The sequence below is a fragment of the Cronobacter dublinensis subsp. dublinensis LMG 23823 genome (assembly GCF_001277235.1).
GTDB classification, from domain to species: domain Bacteria; phylum Pseudomonadota; class Gammaproteobacteria; order Enterobacterales; family Enterobacteriaceae; genus Cronobacter; species Cronobacter dublinensis.
Genome location: NZ_CP012266.1, coordinates 3,136,018 through 3,159,739, shown reverse-complemented (window position 1 = coordinate 3,159,739; position 23,722 = coordinate 3,136,018). Strand labels below are relative to the sequence as shown.

Annotated in this window: 23 protein-coding genes; 19 read left to right on the top strand and 4 right to left on the bottom strand. The window is 61.0% G+C overall.

Annotated features, from left to right (window positions below; genetic code table 11):
* The first annotated feature begins 7 nt into the window (after positions 1–7).
* Genes AFK67_RS14495 through mlaA form a run of 8 tightly spaced genes read left to right on the top strand, consistent with a single transcriptional unit; the run spans position 8 to position 6,360 of the window.
* Positions 8–760: a heme ABC transporter permease gene (locus AFK67_RS14495; RefSeq protein ID WP_032966729.1), complete on the top strand. Its 753-nt coding sequence runs from the start codon at positions 8–10 to the stop codon at positions 758–760.
* Positions 745–951, top strand: coding sequence for a heme exporter protein CcmD (gene ccmD / locus AFK67_RS14490; RefSeq protein WP_007715671.1), 207 nt, complete (start codon positions 745–747; stop codon positions 949–951). Before AFK67_RS14495 ends, ccmD begins: the two co-directional genes overlap by 16 nt.
* The gene (ccmE, locus tag AFK67_RS14485) at positions 948–1,427 is read left to right on the top strand and encodes a cytochrome c maturation protein CcmE (protein WP_007715668.1); all 480 of its coding nucleotides are present in this window, start codon (positions 948–950) and stop codon (positions 1,425–1,427) included. Before ccmD ends, ccmE begins: the two co-directional genes overlap by 4 nt.
* Positions 1,424–3,373 carry a heme lyase CcmF/NrfE family subunit gene (locus tag AFK67_RS14480; protein ID WP_007715665.1) on the top strand — a complete coding sequence of 650 codons (1,950 nt, stop codon included), beginning with the start codon at positions 1,424–1,426 and terminating at the stop codon, positions 3,371–3,373. The genes ccmE and AFK67_RS14480 overlap by 4 nt, the downstream gene beginning before the upstream one ends.
* Positions 3,370–3,927, top strand: coding sequence for a DsbE family thiol:disulfide interchange protein (locus AFK67_RS14475; RefSeq protein WP_007715661.1), 558 nt, complete (start codon positions 3,370–3,372; stop codon positions 3,925–3,927). Before AFK67_RS14480 ends, AFK67_RS14475 begins: the two co-directional genes overlap by 4 nt.
* Positions 3,924–4,385 carry a cytochrome c-type biogenesis protein gene (locus AFK67_RS14470; protein WP_007715659.1) on the top strand — a complete coding sequence of 154 codons (462 nt, stop codon included), beginning with the start codon at positions 3,924–3,926 and terminating at the stop codon, positions 4,383–4,385. The genes AFK67_RS14475 and AFK67_RS14470 overlap by 4 nt, the downstream gene beginning before the upstream one ends.
* Positions 4,382–5,581, top strand: a complete 1,200-nt coding sequence (ccmI, locus tag AFK67_RS14465; protein WP_007715657.1) for a c-type cytochrome biogenesis protein CcmI — start codon at positions 4,382–4,384, stop codon at positions 5,579–5,581. Before AFK67_RS14470 ends, ccmI begins: the two co-directional genes overlap by 4 nt.
* Positions 5,582–5,604: 23 nt before the next feature.
* Positions 5,605–6,360 (top strand): phospholipid-binding lipoprotein MlaA, encoded by a 756-nt coding sequence (mlaA, locus tag AFK67_RS14460; protein WP_007750799.1) that lies wholly within the window; start codon positions 5,605–5,607, stop codon positions 6,358–6,360.
* A 138-nt stretch (positions 6,361–6,498) separates the two neighbouring features.
* Here mlaA and fadL read toward each other — a convergent pair whose 3' ends face one another.
* Complete coding sequence (gene fadL, locus AFK67_RS14455) at positions 6,499–7,860, bottom strand: long-chain fatty acid transporter FadL (RefSeq protein ID WP_038883164.1); 1,362 nt, start codon at positions 7,858–7,860, stop codon at positions 6,499–6,501.
* A gap of 357 nt (positions 7,861–8,217) precedes the next feature.
* Here fadL and AFK67_RS14450 point away from each other — a divergent pair, with 357 nt between their 5' ends.
* The 4 genes from AFK67_RS14450 (at position 8,218) to sixA (ending at position 12,827) form a co-directional block, all read left to right on the top strand.
* Positions 8,218–8,502, top strand: a complete 285-nt coding sequence (locus AFK67_RS14450; protein ID WP_007715650.1) for a YfcZ/YiiS family protein — start codon at positions 8,218–8,220, stop codon at positions 8,500–8,502.
* Between the two features lie 167 nt (positions 8,503–8,669).
* Complete coding sequence (gene fadI, locus AFK67_RS14445; RefSeq protein ID WP_007715648.1) at positions 8,670–9,980, top strand: acetyl-CoA C-acyltransferase FadI; 1,311 nt, start codon at positions 8,670–8,672, stop codon at positions 9,978–9,980.
* Entirely contained in the window at positions 9,980–12,133 is a 2,154-nt protein-coding gene (gene fadJ / locus AFK67_RS14440) for a fatty acid oxidation complex subunit alpha FadJ (protein ID WP_007715647.1), read from the top strand. Before fadI ends, fadJ begins: the two co-directional genes overlap by 1 nt.
* A 205-nt stretch (positions 12,134–12,338) precedes the next feature.
* Positions 12,339–12,827 (top strand): phosphohistidine phosphatase SixA, encoded by a 489-nt coding sequence (sixA, locus tag AFK67_RS14435; RefSeq protein ID WP_032966724.1) that lies wholly within the window; start codon positions 12,339–12,341, stop codon positions 12,825–12,827.
* 91 nt (positions 12,828–12,918) lie between these two features.
* Here the strand turns inward: sixA and smrB are convergent, their stop codons facing one another.
* Positions 12,919–13,470, bottom strand: coding sequence for an endonuclease SmrB (gene smrB, locus AFK67_RS14430; RefSeq protein ID WP_004387043.1), 552 nt, complete (start codon positions 13,468–13,470; stop codon positions 12,919–12,921).
* A gap of 161 nt (positions 13,471–13,631) precedes the next feature.
* On the opposite strand from smrB, the gene prmB reads away from it, so the two are divergent.
* From prmB to AFK67_RS14400, 6 genes are all read left to right on the top strand, one after another.
* The gene (gene prmB, locus AFK67_RS14425) at positions 13,632–14,564 is read left to right on the top strand and encodes a 50S ribosomal protein L3 N(5)-glutamine methyltransferase (RefSeq protein WP_007750650.1); all 933 of its coding nucleotides are present in this window, start codon (positions 13,632–13,634) and stop codon (positions 14,562–14,564) included.
* A 64-nt stretch (positions 14,565–14,628) separates the two neighbouring features.
* On the top strand, positions 14,629–15,714 hold the full coding sequence (gene aroC, locus AFK67_RS14420; RefSeq protein WP_007715639.1) for a chorismate synthase: 1,086 nt from the start codon (positions 14,629–14,631) through the stop codon (positions 15,712–15,714).
* A gap of 4 nt (positions 15,715–15,718) precedes the next feature.
* Positions 15,719–16,543 carry a penicillin-insensitive murein endopeptidase gene (gene mepA, locus AFK67_RS14415; protein ID WP_007715637.1) on the top strand — a complete coding sequence of 275 codons (825 nt, stop codon included), beginning with the start codon at positions 15,719–15,721 and terminating at the stop codon, positions 16,541–16,543.
* Positions 16,544–16,564: 21 nt separating this feature from the next.
* The gene (locus AFK67_RS14410; RefSeq protein ID WP_007715635.1) at positions 16,565–17,362 is read left to right on the top strand and encodes a sulfite exporter TauE/SafE family protein; all 798 of its coding nucleotides are present in this window, start codon (positions 16,565–16,567) and stop codon (positions 17,360–17,362) included.
* On the top strand, positions 17,362–17,907 hold the full coding sequence (locus AFK67_RS14405; protein WP_007715627.1) for an elongation factor P hydroxylase: 546 nt from the start codon (positions 17,362–17,364) through the stop codon (positions 17,905–17,907). Before AFK67_RS14410 ends, AFK67_RS14405 begins: the two co-directional genes overlap by 1 nt.
* 28 nt (positions 17,908–17,935) lie before the next feature.
* On the top strand, positions 17,936–18,214 hold the full coding sequence (locus AFK67_RS14400; protein WP_007715625.1) for a YfcL family protein: 279 nt from the start codon (positions 17,936–17,938) through the stop codon (positions 18,212–18,214).
* Between the two features lie 42 nt (positions 18,215–18,256).
* Here the strand turns inward: AFK67_RS14400 and AFK67_RS14395 are convergent, their stop codons facing one another.
* Together AFK67_RS14395 and mnmC are read right to left on the bottom strand one after the other, a co-directional pair.
* Positions 18,257–19,750: a methyl-accepting chemotaxis protein gene (locus tag AFK67_RS14395; protein WP_235509000.1), complete on the bottom strand. Its 1,494-nt coding sequence runs from the start codon at positions 19,748–19,750 to the stop codon at positions 18,257–18,259.
* A gap of 229 nt (positions 19,751–19,979) precedes the next feature.
* On the bottom strand, positions 19,980–21,992 hold the full coding sequence (gene mnmC, locus AFK67_RS14390) for a bifunctional tRNA (5-methylaminomethyl-2-thiouridine)(34)-methyltransferase MnmC2/FAD-dependent 5-carboxymethylaminomethyl-2-thiouridine(34) oxidoreductase MnmC1 (protein WP_038883167.1): 2,013 nt from the start codon (positions 21,990–21,992) through the stop codon (positions 19,980–19,982).
* Between the two features lie 156 nt (positions 21,993–22,148).
* On the opposite strand from mnmC, the gene fabB reads away from it, so the two are divergent.
* Positions 22,149–23,366, top strand: coding sequence for a beta-ketoacyl-ACP synthase I (gene fabB, locus AFK67_RS14385; protein ID WP_007715616.1), 1,218 nt, complete (start codon positions 22,149–22,151; stop codon positions 23,364–23,366).
* Positions 23,367–23,722 lie beyond the last annotated feature (356 nt).

Genomic DNA, 23,722 nt, shown 5'->3' with positions numbered 1-23,722 from the left:
CAACAACATGTGGAAATTCTTACACCCGTGGGCCCGGCCTGAGCGGCTTTACGGGCTCTGCCGAAGGCTGACGCCCTGGTTTGCGTGGCTGAGCGCCGTGACGCTTGCCACCGGCTGCATCTGGGGATTTGTCTTCGCGCCGCCCGACTACCAGCAGGGCGACAGCTACCGGATCATGTATCTGCACGTGCCAGCGGCAATGGGGTCGATGGGGATTTACGCCGCGATGGCGATAGCGGCATTTGGCGGGCTGGTCTGGCAGCACAAAGCCGCCGATCTGGCCGTGATGGCGATGGCGCCGGTGGGGGCGGTCTACACCTTTATCGCGCTGGTCACCGGCTCGGCCTGGGGCAAACCGATGTGGGGCACCTGGTGGATCTGGGATGCGCGGCTCACCTCCGAGCTGGTGCTGCTGTTTTTATACGCGGGCGTGATTGCGCTGTGGCACGCCTTTGACGACCGTCGCCTGGCGGGGCGAGCCGCGAGCGTGCTGGTGCTGGTGGGCGTGGTGAATCTGCCCATCATTCACTACTCGGTGGAGTGGTGGAACACGCTGCATCAGGGCTCGACGAATATGCAGCAGAGCATCGACCCGAGCATGCGCGCGCCGCTGCGCTGGAATATCGCCGGGTTTGCGTGCCTGTTTATCACCCTCACGCTGATGCGTCTTGGCAACCTGGTGCTGTTCCAGGAGCGTCACCGCCCGTGGGTCGCCGCCGTGTTAAATCGCTCCGGGAGAACGCCATGCCTGCCGCGTTAACCGCGTTTTTCCTGATGGGCGGCTACGCCTTTTATGTCTGGCTGGCGGTGGCGATGACTGTCCTGCCGCTGGCGCTGCTGATGGCGCATACGTTTTACGCGCGCCGTGCGCTGCGTCGGGATATCGCCAGGCGCGAAGCGCGCGAGCGTCGCCGCCAGCAGGCGCAGGCGGATGCGGAGACACCGTTATGACGCCGCGCCGTAAAACCCGCCTCTGGCTGACGCTTGCCGTGCTGGCGGGGCTCGGGCTGACGCTTACGCTTGTGCTCTACGCGCTGCGCGCCAACATCGATCTCTTCTACACGCCGGGCGAAATCCTCTACGGCAAAGGGGACACGCAGGCGAAGCCCGAGCCTGGGCAGCGGCTGCGCGTCGGCGGCATGGTGATGCCGGGGAGCGTGAAGCGCGACAGCCAGAGCCTGAAGGTGAGCTTCCGGCTGTATGACGCGCGCGGCGTGGTGGATGTCGATTACGACGGCATTCTGCCCGACCTGTTCCGTGAAGGGCAGGGCGTAGTGGCGCAGGGCACGCTTGGCGACGATCGTCGCATTCACGCCCGTGAAGTGCTGGCGAAGCATGACGAAAACTACACGCCGCCGGAGGTGAAAGCGGCGATGGATGCAAACCATTCGCGCCCGCCGCAGGCCTGGAAGGATAACCGCCCATGATGCCGGAACTCGGTAACTTTTTGCTCTGCCTCGCCGCCGGGCTGGCGCTGCTGCTTACGCTCTGGCCGCAGTGGGGCGCAATGCGTCAGGCTCCCCGGCTGATGGCGCTGGCGCGACCGCTCGCCTGCGCGCTTTTCGCCTGCCTGCTCGGCGCGTTTCTTATTCTGGTGCACGCCTTTGTCGTGAATGATTTCACGGTGCTGTATGTGGCGAGCAACTCCAACACCGCGTTGCCGGTCTGGTATCGCGTGGCCGCGACCTGGGGCGCGCATGAGGGATCGCTGCTGCTGTGGGTGCTGCTGATGGGCGGCTGGACGCTGGCGGTGGCGCTCTTTAGCCGCAACATGCCGCAGGAGGCGATAGCGCGGGTGCTCTCGGTGATGGGCGGCATTAACGTCGGTTTTCTGCTGTTTATTCTGCTCACCTCGAATCCGTTTGCCCGCACGCTGCCGGAATATCCGATTGAAGGGCGCGATCTCAATCCGCTGCTCCAGGATATCGGGCTGATTTTCCATCCGCCGCTGCTGTATATGGGGTACGTCGGGTTTTCGGTCGCGTTTGCGTTTGCCGTGGCGTCGCTGTTAACCGGGCGGCTCGACACCGCCTGGGCGCGCTGGTCGCGGCCCTGGACGCAGGCGGCGTGGGTGTTTCTGACCATCGGCATTGTGCTCGGCTCGGCCTGGGCTTATTACGAGCTGGGCTGGGGCGGCTGGTGGTTCTGGGACCCGGTCGAAAACGCCTCGCTGATGCCGTGGCTCGCGGGCACCGCGCTGATGCATTCGCTGGCGGTGACGGAAAAGCGCGGCAGCTTCCGCGCCTGGACCGTGCTGCTCGCCATTACCGCGTTTTCGCTCTGCCTGCTCGGCACGTTCCTGGTGCGCTCCGGGGTGCTGGTGTCGGTACACGCGTTCGCCTCCGACCCGGCGCGCGGCATGTTTATTCTGGCGCTGCTGGTTATCGTCATCGGCGGCTCGCTGCTGCTCTATGCCATCAAAGGCGGCAGCGTCCGCGCACGGATCGGCAATGCGCTCTGGTCGCGTGAGAGCTTTCTGCTCGGCAACAATATTCTCCTTATTACCGCCATGCTGGTGGTGCTGCTCGGTACGCTGCTGCCGCTGGTGCATAAAGCGCTCGGACTGGGATCTATCTCCGTCGGCGCGCCATTTTTTAATCTGCTGTTTGGCGCGCTGATGGCGCCGTTCGCGCTGCTGCTGGGCGTCGGGCCGCTGGTGCGCTGGCGTCGCGACGAGCCGCAGAAACTGCGCCGTCGCCTGCTGGCGGCGCTGGCGGTGACGCTTGCGGCCTCGCTGCTGCTGCCGTGGCTATTACAGGACAGCGTCAAAGGGATGACGGTGGCCGGGCTGATGATGGCGGTGTGGGTGCTGGTATTAACGCTGATGGAGCTGCACGAGCGCGCCACGCACCGCCATCATCTGTGGCGCGGGATGCTGTCATTAAGCCGCAGCCACTGGGGCATGACGCTCGGCCACGTGGGGCTTGCGGTAACGGTTATCGGCATCGCGTTCAGCCAGAACTACAGCGTGGAGCGCGACGTGCGCATGAAGGCGGGCGACCATGTTGAAATTCATCACTACCGGTTTGTTTTTCGCGAGGTGCGCGACGCGCAGGGGCCAAACTGGCGCGGCGCGGTTGGGATTATCGACGTGCTGCGCGACGGCAGGCCCGAGGCGACGCTGCGCGCCGAAAAGCGCGCCTATAATAGCAACGGCGTGGTGATGACCGAAGCCGCCATCGACGGCGGGCTGACGCGCGATCTCTACGCGGCGCTCGGCGAACCTCTCGACGACGGCAGCTGGGCGGTGCGGCTCTATTACAAACCGTTTGTGCGCTGGATCTGGTACGGCGGTCTGCTGATGGCGTTGGGCGGACTGCTGTGTATGCTCGACCCGCGCTACCGGCTGAAAAAATGGCAGGAGGCCGCATGAAACGCCGTCTGTTACTCATCCCGCTGGCGCTGTTTCTGCTGCTGGCGGCGGCGCTGTTCTGGCAGCTCACGCGCAACGCCACGGGCGACGACCCGTCGCAGCTGGAATCGGCGCTCATCGGCAAACCGCTGCCCGCGTTCCGGCTCGCCGCGCTGGACGATCCGAACGTCACCTATGACCGCGCGGCGCTCTTAAACGGCAAGCCGCTGCTGCTGAACGTCTGGGCGACCTGGTGCCCGACGTGCCGCGCCGAGCATCAGTTTCTCAACGGGCTCGCCGCCGGTGGCGTGCGGGTGGCGGGGCTCAATTATAAAGACGATCGCGCCAAAGCCGTGGCGTGGCTTAATCATCTCGGCAACCCGTACGCGCTGAGCCTGTTTGACGGCAGCGGTATGCTGGGGCTGGATCTCGGCGTCTATGGCGCGCCGGAGACGTTTGTTATCGACGCGCGCGGGGTTATTCGCTATCGCCACGCGGGCGCGCTGAACGATGAAGTCTGGCGCGAAGAGATAGCGCCGCTGTGGAACACGCTAAACCGGGAGGGCGCGCCGTGAAACACCTGTTAACCCTGCTGGTCGGCCTGCTGCTGGCGTGTCAGGCGCTGGCGGCGAGCGACGCGTATCCTTTTCAGAACGCGGCGCAGGAGCAGCAGTTCCGTACCCTGATAAGCGAGCTGCGCTGCCCGAAGTGTCAGAACAACAGCATCGCCGATTCCGGCTCGATGATTGCCGCCGATATGCGCCAGAAGGTCTATGAGCTGACGCTCCAGGGGCAGAGCCGCGAGCAGATCGTGGCGTATATGGTGGCGCGCTACGGCAACTTCGTGACCTACGAGCCGCCCGTCACGCCCGGCACGATCTTGCTCTGGCTGCTGCCCGCGCTGTTTGCCGCAGGCGGCGCGGGCGTAATTATTCGCCGCGCGCGTGGAGCCCGCCGGGAGCCTGCGCCGCTCGATGACGAAGAACAGCAGCGCCTGCGCGCGTTGCTCGATGAAAAAGGAAAACGCCCGTGAGCGCGATAATCATTTTTATCGTCGTCCTGCTGGCAGGCGTCGCGGCGCTGGTGTTCTGGCCGTGGCGCGACCGGCGCGCGGCCAATCGCGACGCGCTCAACCGGGCGCTCTACCATTCACGGCTGCGCGAACTCGACGACGAGCCGCCCGACGCCCGCGACGCGCTGGCGCTGGATCTGCAGCGCAGCCTGCTGGCGGATATCCCGGCAGGCCGCGCGCCAGACGCTGTCACCGCCGGGCGCGGGATGCTGCTGGCGGGCGCGCTGCTGGTGGCCGTGGTCAGCCTCGGGTTGTTTCTTTGTACCAACAGCCTGAAGGCAGTCGGCGAGTGGCAGGCGGCCACGCGCGAGACGCCGGGGCTTGTGGCGCGCGTCATGGATCCGCACGCCGCGCCGCTGAGCGTGGCTGAGCTGACGCGCCTTGGTCTCGGGCTGCGCACACGCTTGCAGGACGAGCCGCAGAACCGCGCGGGCTGGGCAATGCTCGGGCGCATCGGCAGGGTGCTGGATAACGCCGATACCGCAACCGGGGCCTTTAAACGCGCCTGGCAACTCGATTCGCAAAACATCGGGGCGCGGCTCGACTATGCTGAAGTGCTGGTGCGCTCAGCGCAGCCGACAGATATCGATGCGGGCGAGCAGATGCTCAAAGAGGTCGCCGCGCAGGCGCCGGGTAATCTGCGCGCGCCTGAGCTGCTGGCCCTGAGCGCGTTTCGCCAGCAGCGCTATGCGCAGGCGATCGCGTACTGGCAGACGATGCTTTCGCAGCTGCACGCGGGCGATCCGCGCCGGGCGGCCGTCGCGCGCGGCATTCAGCAGGCGAGGGTGGAGAGCGGCATGGACAACGCGAAACTGGCTGTTAAAATCACGCTCTCACCCGCAACCAAAAAAGCCTTGCCGAATAAAGGGATACTCTTTATCAGCGTGACGGATGGCGTATCAAACGTGCCGGTAGCGGTGAAAAAATTGCCGCTGGGCCATTTTCCGCTGACAATTACTCTGGATGACGCTGACGCCATGCTCCCCGAACGGGGGCTGGGGCAGGTGTCGCAAGGCATCGTGAAGGTACATCTTTCCCGGGACGGCAACGCCGCCGTGCAGCCCGGAGACTGGACAGGAGAGCGGCGTTTCACCACGCTCAGCCCGGCTTCGCCGGTGGACGTCCTGGTTGCGCCTTCGCCATCAGGAGCGGGTTAGTTACCATTTACAGGGAGACTGCTATGAACTTTCGCCTTACCGGGCTTGCGCTGGCGGCCACGCTTTTAGTGGGCTGCGCCAGCTCGTCAGACCCGCAGCAGGGGCGCTCCGACCCCTTCGAAGGGTTCAACCGCACCATGTATACCTTCAACTTTGAGGTGGTGGACCCTTATGTGCTGCGCCCGGTGGCTGTCGCCTGGCGCGACTATGTGCCGCAACCGGCGCGCAACGGACTGGGCAACTTCACCAGCAACCTTGAAGAACCCGCCTCGATGCTCAATAAATTTATCCAGGGCGACCCCTACCAGGGGATGGTGCATTTCACCCGTTTCTTCCTGAATACCCTGTTGGGGATGGGCGGCTTTATCGATGTGGCCGGTATGGCGAACCCGAAACTGCAGCGCGAAGAGCCGCACCGTTTCGGCAGTACGCTTGGCCGCTACGGCGTGGGTTATGGTCCGTATCTGCAACTGCCGTTCTACGGCAGCTTCACGCTGCGTGAGGATGTCGGCGATATGGCGGATACCACCTATCCGGTGCTCTCCTGGCTGACCTGGCCGCTGTCGCTCGGCAAATGGGCGGTGGAAGGCGTGGAAACTCGTGCGCAGTTGCTGGATTCTGACGGCCTGCTGCGCCAGTCGTCCGATCCTTACATCATGGTGCGCGAGGCGTATTTCCAGCGCCACGATTTCATCGCTAACGGCGGTAAGCTCAAGCCGAATGAAAACCCGAACGCGCAGGCGATTGAGGGTGACCTGAAAGATATCGATTCGGAATAAAATGGCCGGATGCGTTCATCCTGAAGGCAAATAAATAAAAGAAGGCGGGCATTCAGGCTCGCCTTCTTTATTTGTCGCACCATTAACACCGGCAATAAAAAAGGCGAGCCGCAGCCCGCCTCTTCATTAAGACGGTTATCAGAACCGGTAGTTAAAGTTCACGCCATAGAGCCAGGCTTTACCTTCAGATTTAAAGGTGTACGGGCCTTCGGTGAACTCCACGTGCTGACCGTGCATGTAAGACACACCGGCATCCACAGAGGCGTCTTCATTGAAGGCGTAGGTCGTACCGGCGCTCAGCCACAGGCGATCCTGGTCCGGAATAGAGATGGAGCGCTGCTGCGCGGGAACCGGGCTGTCATCAAAGGCGATACCGGTACGGAAGGTCCAGTTATCGTCCATGTAATAGGTGGTGCCGAGCGCGATACGGTACGCGTCTTTAAATTTCTCTTCTTTCTTGAACAGGGTGTCGCCGTTGCTGTTGGTGGCTTTCAGCTCCTGGAACTGGCTCCAGCTGGTATAAGTCAGGCTATAGTGCACGGCCCACTGCGGCGCGACGCGGTTATAACCGGAGACTTCCCACATTTCAGGCAGGTTCAGGGTCAGAGAACCGCCCGTGGTGCTGCCGCCGGTGCCGTAAGGCAAGCCCAGGCCGAGGGCGGCGTTGATCGGGTTAATAGCGGCAGGAAGGCTGCTCTTATAGTCGCCATCGAAGTCGATTTTTACTTCTGAGCGATAGGTCAGCGCGTAGCGGTTGTTTTTATCCAGCTCATACAGGATGCCCGCGTTCCAGCCAAAGCCCCACTCGTCGCCTTTCAGGTGTGCAATCTGGGTATCCCTGTTGATGCCGCCAGCCGCTGCGGCAATCTGCCCTGCGGTCTGGGGATCAATCTGACCAGACTGTACCAGCGCCGGAAGGCCGCCTGCGATGATTTGCGGCAGATCGCCCGCGTTACGTTCAATCTTCGCGCGCGCATAGACGGCATCGAAGCCCAGGCCGAAGCTCCAGTTGCTGTCGAGACGATACGCACCGCTGAGGTTCAGGTTCAGCGTTTCAAGGTCGGTTTTACCGCCTACAGAGCCCGCCGCGTAAGAGTCGCCATATTCTGTGGCGAGACCATAGTTGGAGGTGACGGAAGCGCCCCAGCCAAACTGCTCGTTAATCGGCGCCACAAAGTGCAGGTTCGGCACCCACGCGGTCGGCGCGATGTTATCGGCGTTCAAGCTGTTGCCCGCGCGGGAGCGACCAGAGACATTCACATCCGGGTCGACGAAAATCGCCCCGCCGGAGAAGGTCGGGCGGTCAAACATGGTGATCAGCGCCGGGTTACGGCTGACGTTGCCTGCGTCATCTGCAATAGCGCCTTCCCCGGAATAGGCGCGGCCCAGACCAGAAGAAGAGAATTCGTTTAACTGGAAACCTGCAGACCAGGCCTGAGAAGAGACGATTGCCACTGCGACTGCCAGAGCAGATTTGGTAAACAGGGTTTTCTGGCTCATGACCATAACCTCATCCATTATTTTTATTCAAATAGTGTTACGTGACGTAACAGGAGCGCGGAGTGTAGGGTCTGAGGTACGGCAGGGAAATCAGACCAGTGGCGAGAGTATAGGTCCGACCAGCAGATATGTTGCAAGTATGTTTATAAGTTTTTTCAATTGTGATCTAAGAAACGCGATCCGTTTAGCAAAATTGCGCGGTATGACCAGCCGTAAAGCTGGTGATTATTGCGTTAGATCATTTTTAAGTGTGATTTCGGTCACTTATGGGCGCAATCCGGAAGAACAGGTAGAGAGGGGACCGGGGCGGGCGTAAAATAAGCGTATCCCTTTCCAGTAAATACAGAGGAAATCACGATGACGAAATGCAGTGCTGATGAAACCCCGGTTTGCTGCTGTATTGATGTTGGCACCATTATCGATAATACCGACTGCGTGGCGTCCTACAGCCGCGTGTTCACAAGCCGCGCCGAGGCCGAAGAAACGCTCGCAGCGTTAACCGCCAGAGCGCGTGAAGTGGAGTCTGAGCCGTGCAAGATTACGCCGCGCTTTACGGAAGAAGCCGACGGCGTGCGTCTTGATATCGATTTTGTTTTCGCCTGCCAGGCCGAAACCGTTATTTTCCAGTTAAGTCTGCGTTAATCCCGCCTCTCACGCCCCGGTGCCGCCGGGGCGTATTTCTTGTTACGTAATTCGTGTTTTGCTTCGCACTTTTTCCTTTATGTGATTGGCTGAATGTAAAATTCTGGTTAAAACTGTTATCAGGTCAGACCACTTAATCATTATTTAGCCTTTTACAGGGGAACGTTATGAGTCAGGCATTACCGCTGGTCACCCGGCAGGGGGATCGTATTGCCATTGTCAGTGGGTTGCGCACCCCATTCGCCCGTCAGGCGACGGCGTACCACGGCGTTCCGGCGGTCGATCTCGGGAAAATGGTGGTCGGCGAACTGCTGGCCCGCAGTGAAATTCCGCCTGAGGTCATTGAACAGCTGGTGTTCGGCCAGGTGGTGCAGATGCCAGAGGCGCCAAACATCGCGCGTGAAATTGTGCTCGGCACCGGTATGAGCGTGCGCACCGACGCCTACAGCGTCAGCCGCGCCTGCGCCACCAGTTTCCAGGCGGTGGCGAACGTCGCCGAAAGCCTGATGGCGGGCACCATCCGCGCCGGGATCGCCGGCGGCGCCGACTCCTCTTCCGTTCTGCCCATTGGCGTGAGTAAAAAACTCGCGCGCATCCTGGTGGACGCCAACAAAGCCCGCACCACCGGGCAGCGTCTGAAACTCTTTTCACGCCTGAGGCTGCGCGACCTGCTGCCGGTGCCGCCCGCCGTAGCGGAATACTCCACCGGATTACGCATGGGCGACACCGCAGAACAGATGGCGAAAACGCACGGCATCACCCGCGAACAGCAGGACGCGCTGGCGCACCGTTCGCACCAGCTGGCGGCGCAGGCGTGGGCTGAAGGTAAGCTGCGGGATGAAGTGATGACGGCCTACACGCCGCCCTACCGCGATCCGCTGAGCGAAGATAACAATATCCGTAAAACGTCGTCGCTTGCCGATTACGCCAGACTGCGCCCGGCCTTTGACCGTAAACACGGCACCGTGACGGCCGCCAACAGCACGCCGCTCACCGACGGCGCGGCGGCAGTGATCCTGATGACCGAATCGCGCGCCCGCGAGCTGGGGCTCACGCCGCTCGGCTACCTGCGCAGCTACGCCTTTACCGCCATTGATGTCTGGCAGGATATGCTGCTGGGCCCGGCATGGTCGACGCCGCTGGCGCTGGAGCGCGCCGGGCTCTCGATGGCCGATCTGACGCTCTTTGACATGCATGAGGCGTTCGCCTCGCAGACGCTCACCAACCTCAAGCTGCTGGCAAGCGACCGTTTCGCCCGCGACGTGCTGGGCCGCAGCCAGGCGACCGGCGAGGTGGATGACAGCAAATTTAACGTGCTCGGCGGCTCTATCGCCTACGGGCACCCGTTCGCCGCCACCGGCGCGCGAATGATAACCCAGACGCTTAACGAACTGCGCCGCCGCGGCGGCGGTTTCGGGCTGGTGACCGCCTGCGCGGCGGGCGGGCTTGGCGCGGCAATGGTACTGGAGGCCGAATAATGGAATCGACATCCGCATTCACTTTACAGATGCGCCCGGACAACGTGGCGGTAGTCACTATCGACGTGCCGGGCGAGAAAATGAACACGCTCAAGGCGGCGTTCGCCCGCGACGTGCGCGCGATTGTCAAAACGCTGCGTGAAAACCGCGATCTCGCGGGCGTGGTGTTTATCTCCGCTAAGCCCGATAACTTTATTGCGGGCGCAGATATCAACATGATTGCGCACTGCAAAAGCGCGCAGGAGGCCGAAGCGCTGGCAAGCCAGGGTCAGCAGATCATGGCGGAGATCCGCGCGCTGCCGGTGCATGTCGTGGCGGCTATCCACGGCGCGTGCCTGGGCGGCGGGCTTGAGCTGGCGCTCGCCTGCCACAGCCGCGTCTGTACCGATGACCCTAAAACCCTGCTCGGGCTGCCGGAAGTGCAGTTAGGGCTGCTGCCGGGCTCCGGCGGCACGCAGCGGCTGCCGCGCCTTATCGGCGTCAGCACCGCGCTTGAGATGATCCTGGCCGGCAAACAGTTGCGTGCGCGTCAGGCGCTGAAAGCCGGGCTGGTGGATGACGTGGTGCCGCACACCATTTTGCTGGAGGCCGCCGCGGCGCTTGCTAAAAAAGGCCGTCCCGCGCCGCGTCGTTTGCCGGTGCGTGAGCGCGTGCTGGCAGGCCCGCTCGGTCGCGCGCTGCTGTTTCGTATGGTCAGCCAGAAGACTCATCAGAAAACGCACGGCAACTACCCGGCGGCGCAGCGCATTATCGATGTGGTGCGCACCGGGCTTGAGCAGGGGAGCGCCAGCGGCTATCAGGCCGAGGCGCGCGCCTTTGGCGAACTGGCGATGACGCCGGAATCAGCGGCGCTGCGCGGTCTCTTTTTCGCTACTACTGAGCTTAAAAAAGAGACCGGCAGCGGCGTGGCGCCGCGCGCGCTGCATTCGGTCGGCGTGCTGGGCGGCGGGCTGATGGGCGGCGGAATTGCGTATGTGACCGCCACCAAAGCCCGTTTGCCAGTGCGTATTAAAGACATCAGCGAAAAGGGCATTAACCACGCCCTGAAATACAGCTGGGATCTGCTGGAGAAAAAGGTGCGCCGTCGTCACCTGCGCGCCAGCGAGCGCGACGCTCAGATGGCGCTGATTTCGGCTGGCACCGATTATCGCGGGTTCCACCAGCGCGATATCGTCGTGGAAGCCGTTTTCGAAGAGTTAACCCTGAAGCAGAAGATGGTGGCGGAGATCGAGGCAAGTACCGCGCCGTACACTATTTTCGCGTCTAACACGTCCTCGTTGCCTATCGGCGATATCGCCGCCGGGGCCGCGCGCCCGGAGCAGGTGATTGGGCTGCATTATTTCAGCCCGGTCGACAAAATGCCGCTGGTGGAAGTGATCCCCCATGCGGGCACCAGCCCGGAAACCATTGCCACGACCGTGCTGCTTGCGAAAAAGCAGGGTAAAACGCCGATCGTGGTAGCCGACTGCGCCGGGTTTTACGTCAACCGCATCCTGGCACCGTACATTAACGAGGCGATGCGCTGCCTGATGGAAGGGGAGAGCATTGAGAAAATCGACGACGCGCTGGTGAAAAGGGGATTCCCGGTCGGCCCTATCCAGTTGCTGGATGAAGTCGGCATTGATGTTGGCACCAAAATTATGCCTGTGCTGGAGCGCGCTTACGGGCCGCGATTCAGCGCGCCCGATGAAGCCGTTGCAGCAATTTTGAACGACGATCGCAAAGGCAGAAAAAATGGTCGCGGTTTCTATCTTTATCCAGCGAAAGGGCGTAAAAGCAAAAAACAGGTTGACCCTGCGGTTTACGGGCTTATTGGCGTAAAACCGGGCGGTAAACTGAGCGGCGAAGAGATAGCCGAGCGCTGCGTCATGATGATGCTGAACGAGGCGGCGCGGTGTCTTGATGAGGGTGTGGTGCGCTCGGCGCGCGACGGCGATATCGGCGCCGTTTTCGGCATCGGTTTCCCTCCGTTCCTGGGCGGTCCGTACCGTTATATGGACACGCTCGGCGCGGCGCAGGTGGTGGCGACGCTCACCCGTCTTTCCACCCGTTATGGAGAGCGTTTTACCCCGTGCGACAGGCTGTTGCGCATGGCGCAGACCGCGCAAACTTTCTGGCCCACGGGGAACCCGCAGGCTGAAATCGCGGTCTGATAAAGCGTAGTTCCTGTTATCGAAAACGCAGCGCTGGTTATTTTGTAAACACTGATTGACTATACTTACGTCAATAGGGTAAAAAACAGCGTTTCATTCGATGTACGGATCAGGCACAATGCCCGACCGCCAGCCGATACCCGTAAAAAGCGTGATGCATTTTCGGGGTTGCGCTGGCGCTTCTGGTCAACAAAAGCGGTGCAATATGCAAGTTTTTATCATGCGTCACGGCGACGCAGCACTCGATGCCGCCAGTGATTCGGTTCGTCCTCTGACCGCGTGCGGTTGTGACGAATCCCGTCAAATGGCGACCTGGTTAAAAGGTCAAAAGGTGGATATCGAACGTGTTCTGGTGAGCCCTTTCCTGCGAGCCGAACAGACACTGGACGTCGTGAAAGAGGCCATGAGCCTGCCTGTCAAAACCGAAGTCCTGCCGGAGCTCACGCCTTGCGGCGATATCGGCCTGGTGAGCGACTACCTCCATGTCCTGGCCCGTGACGGCGTCAGCGCGGTGATGGTTATCTCCCACCTGCCGCTGGTGGGGTATCTGGTGGCGGAACTCTGCCCTGGCGAAACGCCGCCGATGTTCTCGACCTCCGCTATCGCCTGCGTGACGATTGAAGGCGATAACGACAAGGGCGTGTTTAACTGGCAGATGAGCCCCTGCAATCTGAAAATGGCGAAAGCGATTTAACGCCTGCCACTAAGCTGTAAAAGAAAAAGAGCCGCTGATGCGGCTCTTGCTGTTTCTGCGGCGTCCTTTTTGCGCCAGTCACGCGCATGGCTTAAGGCAACTGCGGCGGCTGCCACTCTTCCACTTCAATCAACACCAGCAGCGCGGCGTCGCCGCCATACTCTTTCGGCGCCTGATGAAACGCCATCACGTGTGGATGCTGGGCCAGCCACAGCGGCGTCTGCTGTTTGAGAATATGTTTACCGTGGCCGTGCATCACGCAGGCACAGAAGACATGCTCGCGGCGACAGGCGGCAATCAGCGCTCCCAGCTCCTGCTTGGCCTGCATCTGCGTTAAGCCGTGGAGATCGAGGAACAGCTCGGGCGAGTAATCGCCGCGGCGCAGTTTTTTCAGCTCGAAATGGTCGACGCCGGGGCGTACATAGCGCATCGGCCCGTCGCTGTTCAGAAGCGGCTGGAACTCATCGGAAAAGTAGTGGCTGGCGTCCACCTGCTCCTGCAACAGGCGCTTAGGCGGCACCTCACGCAGTTTTTTACGCGCGGGCGGGTGCACAATGGTGTCCTGTTTCAGCTCCCGCGTTCCGCTCATCAGCGCGCGAAACAGCGACTTTTCTTCCTCACTCAGCGATGGCTTCTTTTTCATCTTCTTCTCTTCTTTATCGTTGCGCAGGCAGTTTACCCGAGATTGGCGCGTCGCCAAACAAAAGCCAATTTTCAGGGATGACGCGCCGGTTGCTGATTTATCGCCGCCTTCATGGCAAACTAGCCGCCGAATTTAACGCGGAGCGTCATGCGGAGGGCAGTGTGGATAAAATTTTCGTCGATGAGGCAGTCAGTGAACTGCATACCATTCAGGATATGTTGCGTTGGGCGGTGAGCCGTTTCAGCGCGGCGGGCATCTGGTATGGTCACGGCACGGACAACCCCTGGGATGAAGCGGTGCAACTGGTGCTGCCGTCGCTCTACCTGCCGCTGGATATTCCGGAAGATATGCGTACCGCGCGTCTGACCTCCAGCGAGCGTCACCGCATCGTCGAGCGGGTGATCCGCCGCGTCAACGAGCGTATTCCGGTGGCGTACCTCACCAATAAAGCCTGGTTCTGCGGCCACGAGTTTTACGTCGACGAGCGCGTACTGGTGCCGCGCTCGCCCATCGGCGAGCTTATCAACAACCGTTTCGCCGGGCTTATTGACCATGAACCGCAGCACATCCTGGATATGTGCACCGGCAGCGGCTGTATCGCCATCGCCTGCGCGTACGCCTTCCCGAACGCCGAAGTTGACGCGGTAGATATCTCCGGCGACGCGCTGGCCGTCACCGAGCACAACATTGAAGAGCACGGGCTTATCCATCATGTGACGCCGATCCGCTCGGATCTCTTCCGTGACCTGCCGAAAGTACAGTACGACATTATCGTGACCAATCCGCCGTATGTGGATGAAGAAGATATGTCCGACCTGCCGAACGAATATCGCCACGAACCAGAGCTCGGTCTCGCGGCTGGCAGCGACGGACTGAAGCTCGCGCGCCGCATTCTCGCCTGCTCGCCGGACTACCTGACCGACAACGGCATTCTGATTTGTGAAGTCGGTAACAGCATGGTACATCTGATGGAGCAGTACCCGGACGTACCGTTTACCTGGCTTGAGTTCGACAACGGCGGCGACGGCGTCTTTATGCTGACCAAAGCACAGCTCATCAGCGCACGCGAACACTTCAGCATCTACAAAGATTAAAACAGGCGGGCGCACGCCCGCTGAATAATGCATAACACCACAACGACACGATAATGGAGCCGTGATGGCAGGCAACACTCTTGGACAACTCTTTCGCGTCACCACTTTCGGCGAGTCCCATGGTCTGGCGCTCGGCTGCATCATTGACGGCGTACCGCCGGGCATCGCGCTAAGCGAAGCCGATCTCCAGCACGATCTCGACCGCCGCCGCCCGGGCACCTCCCGTTACACTACGCAGCGCCGCGAGCCGGATCAGGTGAAAATTCTCTCCGGCGTGTTTGAGGGCGTGACCACCGGCACCAGCATCGGCCTGCTGATTGAAAACACCGATCAGCGCTCACAGGATTACGGCGCCATCAAAGATGTGTTTCGTCCGGGGCACGCCGATTACACCTACGAACAGAAATATGGCGTGCGCGACTATCGCGGCGGCGGACGCTCCTCCGCGCGTGAAACCGCCATGCGCGTCGCCGCAGGCGCGATTGCCAAAAAATATCTGGCGCAGAAATTCGGCATCGTTATCCGCGCCTGCCTGACCCAGATGGGCGACATTCCGCTGGAAATCAAAGACTGGGCGCAGGTGGAGCAGAACCCGTTCTTCTCGCCGGATGCCGACAAGCTCGACGCGCTCGATGAACTGATGCGCGCGCTCAAAAAAGAGGGCGACTCCATCGGCGCGAAAGTGACGGTTGTCGCCGACAACGTGCCGCCGGGCCTCGGCGAGCCGGTGTTTGACCGGCTTGACGCCGATATCGCGCATGCGCTGATGAGCATCAACGCCGTAAAAGGTGTAGAGATCGGCGAAGGGTTTGGCGTCATCGCGCTAAAAGGCAGCGAAAATCGCGATGAAATCACCAAAGACGGTTTTCAGAGCAACCACGCGGGCGGCATTCTCGGCGGCATCAGCAGCGGCCAGCAGATTGTCGCTACTATCGCGCTGAAACCGACCTCCAGCATCACCGTGCCGGGGCGTACCGTTAACCGCGCCGGCGACGAAGTCGAAATGATCACCCGTGGCCGCCACGATCCGTGCGTCGGCATTCGCGCGGTGCCTATCGCCGAAGCGATGCTGGCTATCGTGCTGATGGACCATCTGCTGCGCCACCGCGGCCAGAACGCGGACGTCACCACCACGCTTCCTCGCTGGTAACCTCATGAAAATACGCTGCACTACCTTGCTGGCGCTGCTCTTTTGCAGCGCGGCAAGCGCCGCCACGCCGTGGCAGAAAATCACCCAGCCCATTCCGGGCACGGCCCAGTCGATCGGCACCTTTTCCAACGGCTGTATTATCGGTGCCGAGCCGCTGCCGATGGACTCGGAACATTACCAGATCATGCGCACCGACCAGCGTCGCTATTTCGGCCACCCGGATCTGGTGCGCTTTATTGAGCGTCTTAGCAATCAGGTGAACGAATTACAGCTCGGCACCGTGCTGGTCGGCGATATGGGCATGCCGGCGGGCGGGCGCTTTAACGGCGGTCACGCTAGCCATCAGACGGGGCTTGATGTCGACATCTTCCTGCAGCTGCCGAAACAGCGCTGGAGCGCGGCGCAGCTGCGTCGTCCGCAGGCGCTGGATCTGGTGTCTGACGACGGGAAATCGGTCGTGTCGTCGCTCTGGAAACCGGAAATCGGCGGGCTGATTAAGCTTGCGGCGCTGGATGACGACGTCACCCGTATTTTTGTCAACCCGGCCATCAAGCAGCAGCTCTGCCTGGACGCCGGGCCGGATCGCGACTGGCTGCGCAAAGTGCGCCCGTGGTTCCAGCATCGCGCCCATATGCATGTGCGCCTGCGCTGTCCGGCAGACAGCCTGGAGTGCGTGGAGCAGGCGCCGCCGCCGCCGGGCGACGGCTGTGGCGAAGAGCTGCAGAGCTGGTTTAAACCGGCGGCACCGGGCAGCGGCAAAGCTGAGAAGACAACGCCGCCGCCACCGCCGCCGTCATGTCAGGCATTGCTGGATAAACACGCCCTTTAACACAGACTAAGGATGGCCGTGATGGACTGGTTTATGGTTTCGCCGCTGTTGCTGACAGCGCTTTTTTTCGTCGCCATGCTCGCAGGCTTTATTGATGCCCTCGCGGGCGGCGGCGGGCTGCTGACGGTGCCTGCGCTGCTGGCGGCAGGCATGTCGCCCGCCCAGGCGCTGGCGACCAATAAACTTCAGGCGTGCGGCGGCTCGCTCTCGTCGTCGCTCTATTTTATCCGTCGCGGCGTGGTCAGCCTTCACGACCAGAAGCTGAATATTCTGATGACGTTTATCGGCTCAACCAGCGGCGCGCTGCTGGTGCAGCACGTGCAGTCCGATATTCTTCGCCAGATTTTGCCAGTGCTGGTCATTGCCATCGGGCTCTATTTCCTGCTGATGCCGCGCCTTGGCGAAGAAGATCGCCAGCGCAGGCTCTACGGCCTGCCGTTCGCGCTGGTGGCGGGCGGCTGCGTCGGCTTTTACGACGGCTTTTTCGGCCCCGGCGCGGGCTCGTTTTACGCCCTGGCGTTCGTGACGCTCGCGGGGTTTAACCTCGCGAAATCCACCGCCCACGCCAAGGTGCTCAACGCCACTTCCAACGTCGGCGGGCTGCTGCTGTTTATCATCGGCGGCAAGGTTATCTGGGGCACCGGCTTTGTCATGCTGGCCGGGCAGTTTTTCGGCGCGCGCCTGGGCTCGCGCTTAGTATTAAGTAAAGGACAGCGCCTGATCCGCCCGATGATCGTTATCGTCTCGGCGGTGATGAGCGCCAAATTGTTATTTGACAGCCACGGGCAGGAGATCCTCCGCTGGCTGGGGATGGCGTAATGCGTGAACACCACTATCAGGATTTAATCGCGATTTTCGACGGCTGCTTCGCCGATGATTTTAATACCCGTCTGATTAAAGGCGATGACGAACCCATTTATCTTCCTGCTGATGACGAGACGCCGTATCACCGCGTGGTCTTCGCCCACGGCTTTTACGCCAGCGCCCTGCATGAGATTTCGCACTGGTGCATTGCCGGCAAAGCGCGGCGTGAACAGGTGGACTTCGGCTACTGGTACTGCCCGGACGGGCGCGATGCCGCGACCCAAAGCCAGTTTGAGGATGTCGAAGTTAAACCCCAGGCGCTGGAGTGGCTATTTTGCGTGGCGGCGGGTTTTGCGTTTAACGTTAGCTGCGACAATCTCAGCGGCGATGTCGACCCGGACCGCATCGCGTTTCAGCGCCGGGTGCACGCGCAGGTGATGCAGTATCTGAACGACGGCATTCCCGCGCGTCCGGCGCGCTTTATCGCCGCGTTACAGGATTATTACCAGACGCCGCCGCTGGCGGCGCAACAATTCCCATGGCCGGAAGACTTGTGCTAATCGCCATGTTATTAACCGAGGAAAAACGATGATTGCCGAATTTGAAGCACGTATTCTGGCGCTAATTGATGAGATGGTAGAGCACGCGAGCGATGACGAACTGTTTGCGAGCGGCTATCTGCGCGGCCACCTGACGCTTGCCGTCGCGGCGCTGGAGCACGGCGACGATCACTCCCCGCAGGCCGTGTATACGAAGGTGACCAACAGCCTGGAAACCGCGATCCACGCGGGCGAACTCTCGCCGCGCGATCAGGCGCTGGTGCTGGGCATGTGGGATAACCTGTTCCAGCAGGCGAAGCTGAACTAAGCCTGATGGCCTGCGCGCCGCCAGGGCGCGCAGGCTGTGAACTTACTGCGCCTGCGCCTCCAGGCGAAACACCCGCGTTCCCGCGTTGAGTCGGGTCACCTGTTCCGACATCACATCCGCCGATCCTGCCAGCTCCTCCACCATCGACGCGTTGCTTTGCGTGACTTTATCGAGCTCCGCGATCGCCAGGTTTATCTGCTCGATGCCGCGCTGCTGCTCCTGGGTCGCCATATTCACTTCATCCAGCAAATCCCGCACCCGCGTGGCGTTGCCGATAATGTCGCTCATGGCGCTCTCCGCGCTACGCACAAGGCTTGCGCCTTCGCTCATTTTATCGGTGGTGCCGACAATCAGCTGGCGGATATCCTTCGCGGCCTCGGAGCTGCGATGGGCGAGGTTGCGCACTTCGCCCGCCACGACGGCGAAGCCTTTGCCGTGCTCGCCCGCGCGGGCGGCTTCGACCGCCGCGTTAAGCGCCAGAATGTTGGTCTGAAACGCTATCCCTTCAATCAGGGCGATAATCTCGGTCATCCTGTCTGCGCTGGCGGAAATCGCCTGCATGGTGCCAGAAACCTGGCTCATCACCACGCCGCCCTGCTGGGCGCTGGACGCGGCATTGCCCGCCATCAGCCGCGCCTGCTGCGTGTGATCGGCGTTATTTTTCACGGTCGAGGTGATCTGCTCCATGCTGGCCGCAGTCTCGATAAGCGCCGCCGACTGCTGTTCGGTGCGGGCAGAAAGTTCGCGGTTGCCCGCGGCGATTTCGCCCGCGTGATTCAGCACCGTTTCCGCCGAGTGGCGAATGGCTGCGATAAGCTTGCGCAGCTCGTTTTGCATCACGCCGAGCGAGCTCAGAAGGTTGTTGTCGCCGCGCCAGGTCACCGGGCGGCTCAGGTCGCCCTGCGAGATGGTATAGGCTATCGCCTGCGCTTTGGCCGGTTCGCCGCCGAGCTGGCGCATCAGGTTGCGGGTCAGGACAGCGGCAATCACGCCGCTTGCGACGAGCGCGACGATCCCGAGGACAATCTGAGTCCAGGTGGCGGAGGTATAACCCTGCGCCGCGCGTGCTGCTTCGGTGTCGGCGGCGGCGATTTCGTTTTTCTCAAGTGTCGCGAGATCCGCCATCAGCTGCGTGCGGTACTGGCGCGAATTATCGCCGCTGATTTTACTGGCAAGCGCAATATCTTCCTGCGCCAGCGCCGCCAGTACCTGACGGTTAGACTGAGAAAACGCCTTAAAGTTATTCACGATGTTAATCGCCAGCGGCGGCAGCGTGTCGCCCTGATATAAACGCAGATAATGGTTCTGTGCTTCCAGGAAATTATCGATCGCCTGTTGCAGTTCTTTCTGATGCTTTTCGCGTTCGGCCAGAGTCGGGGAAGCAATCATCTGCACCTGCTGAAGCCGCAGCTCCGATAAAACGCCACGCATTTCAAGCGCATATCGGACTGCCGGAAAACGCTCCGTCAGGATAAACGAGGCGCTCTTATTATTATTGCTGAGAAAATAAAGTGATAAGGCTCCCATTACGAGCATTAACGCCAGAATAATGGAAAGGCTCATGATTATCTTTTGGGAAAATTTGAGGTTATTCATTGTTATTGGCCATGGTATTTACCGGAACGGTAAAACGTATTAACGGCACGGCACGGCGTTTCCCCAGCGCGCTTTATTAACCTGGATCAAGATTTTGTGAAATGATTTTTCAGAAATATCAGAAGGGCATATCGGCAGGGCGACGCGCCGTGATGCGCGCCGCGAAGGTTTAGCGGGCGGCGCGGCCTTTCAGCAACTTACGCACCCATAACCGGTTAGGGTTGAGCGCGGCAAGCGTAGCGCTATCCAGAGGCAGCGGCTCGCCGCTCATCTGCGAGGCTAAAATCTCCGCCGCCAGCGGCGCGCTGCACAGCCCGCGCGAGCCGAGCGCGCCGAGCACAAACAGGTTGTCCAGCGCCGGGGCTGGCGGGACGGCGTGCGCGGCGTCCGCCTGGCGGGAGAGGTCAGCGTACACGCTGAGCGTGGCGGCGTAGTCGGGCGCGTTGCCGACCATCGGCAGGTGATCGCGCGTGGCGCAGCGCACCCCGCATCGCGCGTCGCCGGCGCTCACGTCCACTTCATGCGTCCACTGCGCCTGCGGCAGACAGTCGATCAGCCGCTGGCGGTTGTGCTGCTGATCGTCTTCCTGATAGCGCATCTCGCTGGCGCCGCGATGATAGCTCGCGCCGATGCAGTGCATACCGTTGGCCGGGTTCTGCGGCGTCAGGTAGCCGTCGTAGCACAGCACCTGGCGCAGTGCGCCGAGGCCTGGCGTGGAAGGAATATGGCTCACCTGGCCGCCGACGGGGTAGACCGGCAGTTTTTCCGTTTGCACAAACTGGCCCAGCTGATGACCGTTTGCCAGCGCGAGCGTGGTGTGGCGCGCCTGCGCACCGTGGGCGAAATCGAGCCGCCAGCCGCCGTTTTCGGGGTGCAGCGCGCTGACCCGATGCCCGTAGTGCACCTGCAGGCCGCGCGCCTGCGCGAGCGCGAGCACGCCTGCGGTGAGTTGCGCCGGGCAGAGCCAGCCGCCCTGCGGGTATTCAACGCCGCCACAGCCGGTCTCCACGCCGCAGCGCGCCTGTACCGTGTCGCTATCGACCGCTCGCGCCAGGGTTTCCGGCAGGTCGAGTTCGAGCATCCGGGCGATTTTCGTCTGGCTCTTTTCGTCCCAGCCCAGCTGCGTCACGCCGCACCAGTCTTTATCGAAACTGACCGGCAGCGCGTCATACAGCCTGCGCGCGAAGGTAAAGGCCGCCGGGAAAAACGCGGACAGCGCGGCGTCATGGTGGCTTAACAGAGGATAGAGCGCGCCCTGGCGGTTGCCGGATGCGCCCTGGGCGGGCGCGTCATCCTCGCAATATAGCGTAACCTGCCAGCCGCGCGTCTGCAGCGCAAGGGCCAGCAGGGCGCTCGCGATGCCGCCGCCAACGATCGCCGCGTCTTTGTCGCCGATCGCCGGGCGACGCGCGTACCAGGGCGCGCGGGCTGGCGGCGCGGCGTCAGGGTTAAGCGTGCCGACCAGCATCTCCCGCTTGCGCCCGAACCCTTTGCGTTTCACCACCTGAAAACCGGCCTCAATCAGACCACGGCGCACAAAACCCGCTGAGGTAAAGGTGGCAAGGGTGCCGTCGGGACGGGCGAGGCGCGCCATCGCGGCGAACAGGCCGGGCGTCCACATATCCGGGTTTTTCGATGGCGCGAAGCCATCAAGGAACCAGGCGTCCACCTGACGGTTATGCGTATCATCCAGCGTCTCAACCAGTGCGTTAATATCGCCAAGCCAGAGGTCAAGCGTGACGCGGCCGCCGTCCAGCAGCAGTCGCTGACAGCCCGGCAGCGCCATCGGCCACTGTGCCTGGAGTGGTTCCGCCCACGGCGCGAGTTCCGGCCAGTGGGCGTGCGCGCTTTGTAAGTCCGCGAGCGTCAGCGGAAATTTTTCAAAGCTGATGAAGTGCAGACGCTGTAGCGTAGCGTCCGGGTTCGCCGCGCGAAACGCCGCAAACGCCTGCCAGAGCGTCAGAAAATTCAGCCCGGTGCCGAAGCCGCTTTCGGCGACAACAAAGTTGTCACGCGGGTGTGTCATAAAACGTTCGGGGAGCTGATTACCGTTCAGAAAAACATAGCGGGTCTCTTCCAGACCGTCATCATTGGAAAAATAAACGTCATCAAAATCTCGGGAAACAGGTGTACCCTCATTATTAAACGTCAGGCTGGCGGGCTGTATGGCGATAGGTTTCACGTAAATGGCTCGAATGGCAGGCAGTCGCACGATCTTAGCGAGCCCGGTCGGACAGCGCAAATTTCTTGCCAATCTGGCTGATCGGACTTGTTCGGCGTACAACTGTACGCTATCTTGCGACACGACACTTACTTAGCGTACTCGAAGAGGTATTGAATGAAACGTGCAGTAATTACTGGCCTGGGCATCGTTTCCAGCATCGGTAATAACCAGCAGGAAGTCCTGGCATCCCTGCGTGAAGGACGCTCGGGGATCACTTTCTCTCAAGAATTTCTCGACGCGGGTATGCGTAGCCACGTCTGGGGCAACGTGAAGCTGGACACCACCGGTCTTATCGACCGTAAAGTGGTGCGTTTCATGAACGATGCCTCTATTTATGCTTACCTCTCCATGCAGGAAGCGATTAAAGATGCCGGACTGAGCGACGAGGTGTATCAGAACAACCCGCGCGTCGGTATCGTTGCCGGCTCCGGCGGCTCGTCCAAAGCACAGGTTTTTGGCGCTGACGCGATGCGCAGCCCGCGCGGCCTGAAAGCGGTCGGCCCGTACGTCGTCACTAAAGCGATGGCGTCTGCGGTATCTGCCTGCCTCGCCACCCCGTTTAAAATCCACGGCGTTAACTACTCCATCAGCTCCGCCTGCGCCACCTCCGCGCACTGCATCGGCAATGCGGTCGAGCAGATCCAGCTTGGCAAACAGGACATCGTGTTTGCGGGCGGCGGCGAAGAGCTCGGCTGGGAAATGGCGTGTGAGTTCGACGCGATGGGCGCGCTCTCCACCAAATACAACGAGACCCCTGATAAAGCCTCCCGTACCTACGACGCGAGCCGCGACGGCTTCGTTATCGCAGGCGGCGGCGGTATGGTCGTGGTCGAAGAGCTCGAGCACGCGCTGGCGCGCGGCGCGCACATCTACGCGGAAATCGTCGGTTACGGCGCTACCTCCGATGGCGCTGACATGGTGGCACCGTCTGGCGAAGGCGCAGTGCGCTGCATGAAGATGGCGATGCACGGTCTCGACACCCCGATCGACTACCTGAACTCCCACGGCACCTCTACTCCGGTGGGCGATGTGAAAGAGCTCGGCGCTATCCGTGAAGTGTTCGGCGACAACACGCCGGCTATCTCCGCGACCAAAGCGATGACCGGCCACTCGTTGGGTGCGGCGGGCGTACAGGAAGCTATCTACTCGCTGCTGATGCTGGAACACGGCTTTATCGCGCCGAGCATCAACATTGAAGAACTGGACGAGCAGGCGAACGGTATGAACATCATCACCGCGCCGGTTGAGCGTGAGCTGACCACCGTGATGTCCAACAGCTTCGGTTTCGGCGGCACCAACGCCACGCTGGTCATGCGTAAATACCAGGCATAACGTCTCTTTAAAAGAAATGGAGCCGCAAGGCTCCTTTTTTTATCTTTTATTTTCTCCCTGTGATGCGCGTCATTCCCGCGCAGCCCCCAGCTGTGAAATGATGCAGTTTCTGGTTTTACATACCCTCTCAAATACAGGCTTTTGTTTTTAAAAGTATTTTTCTATTAGTGCTTTACTTTCTTCCTCTAACGCAAATTATGTATTTTATTTGCCACTCCGCGCGCCGCCATCAGAGCGTAATTTCGCTTAAGTAATAAATAACGTATTTTTAACAAATATAACTCGCTGAATAATAAAAATTAATCCAATAAAAGTTCCCTGAATACGCGTAAGCATAAAGTTTCGCCGGTTTTGGC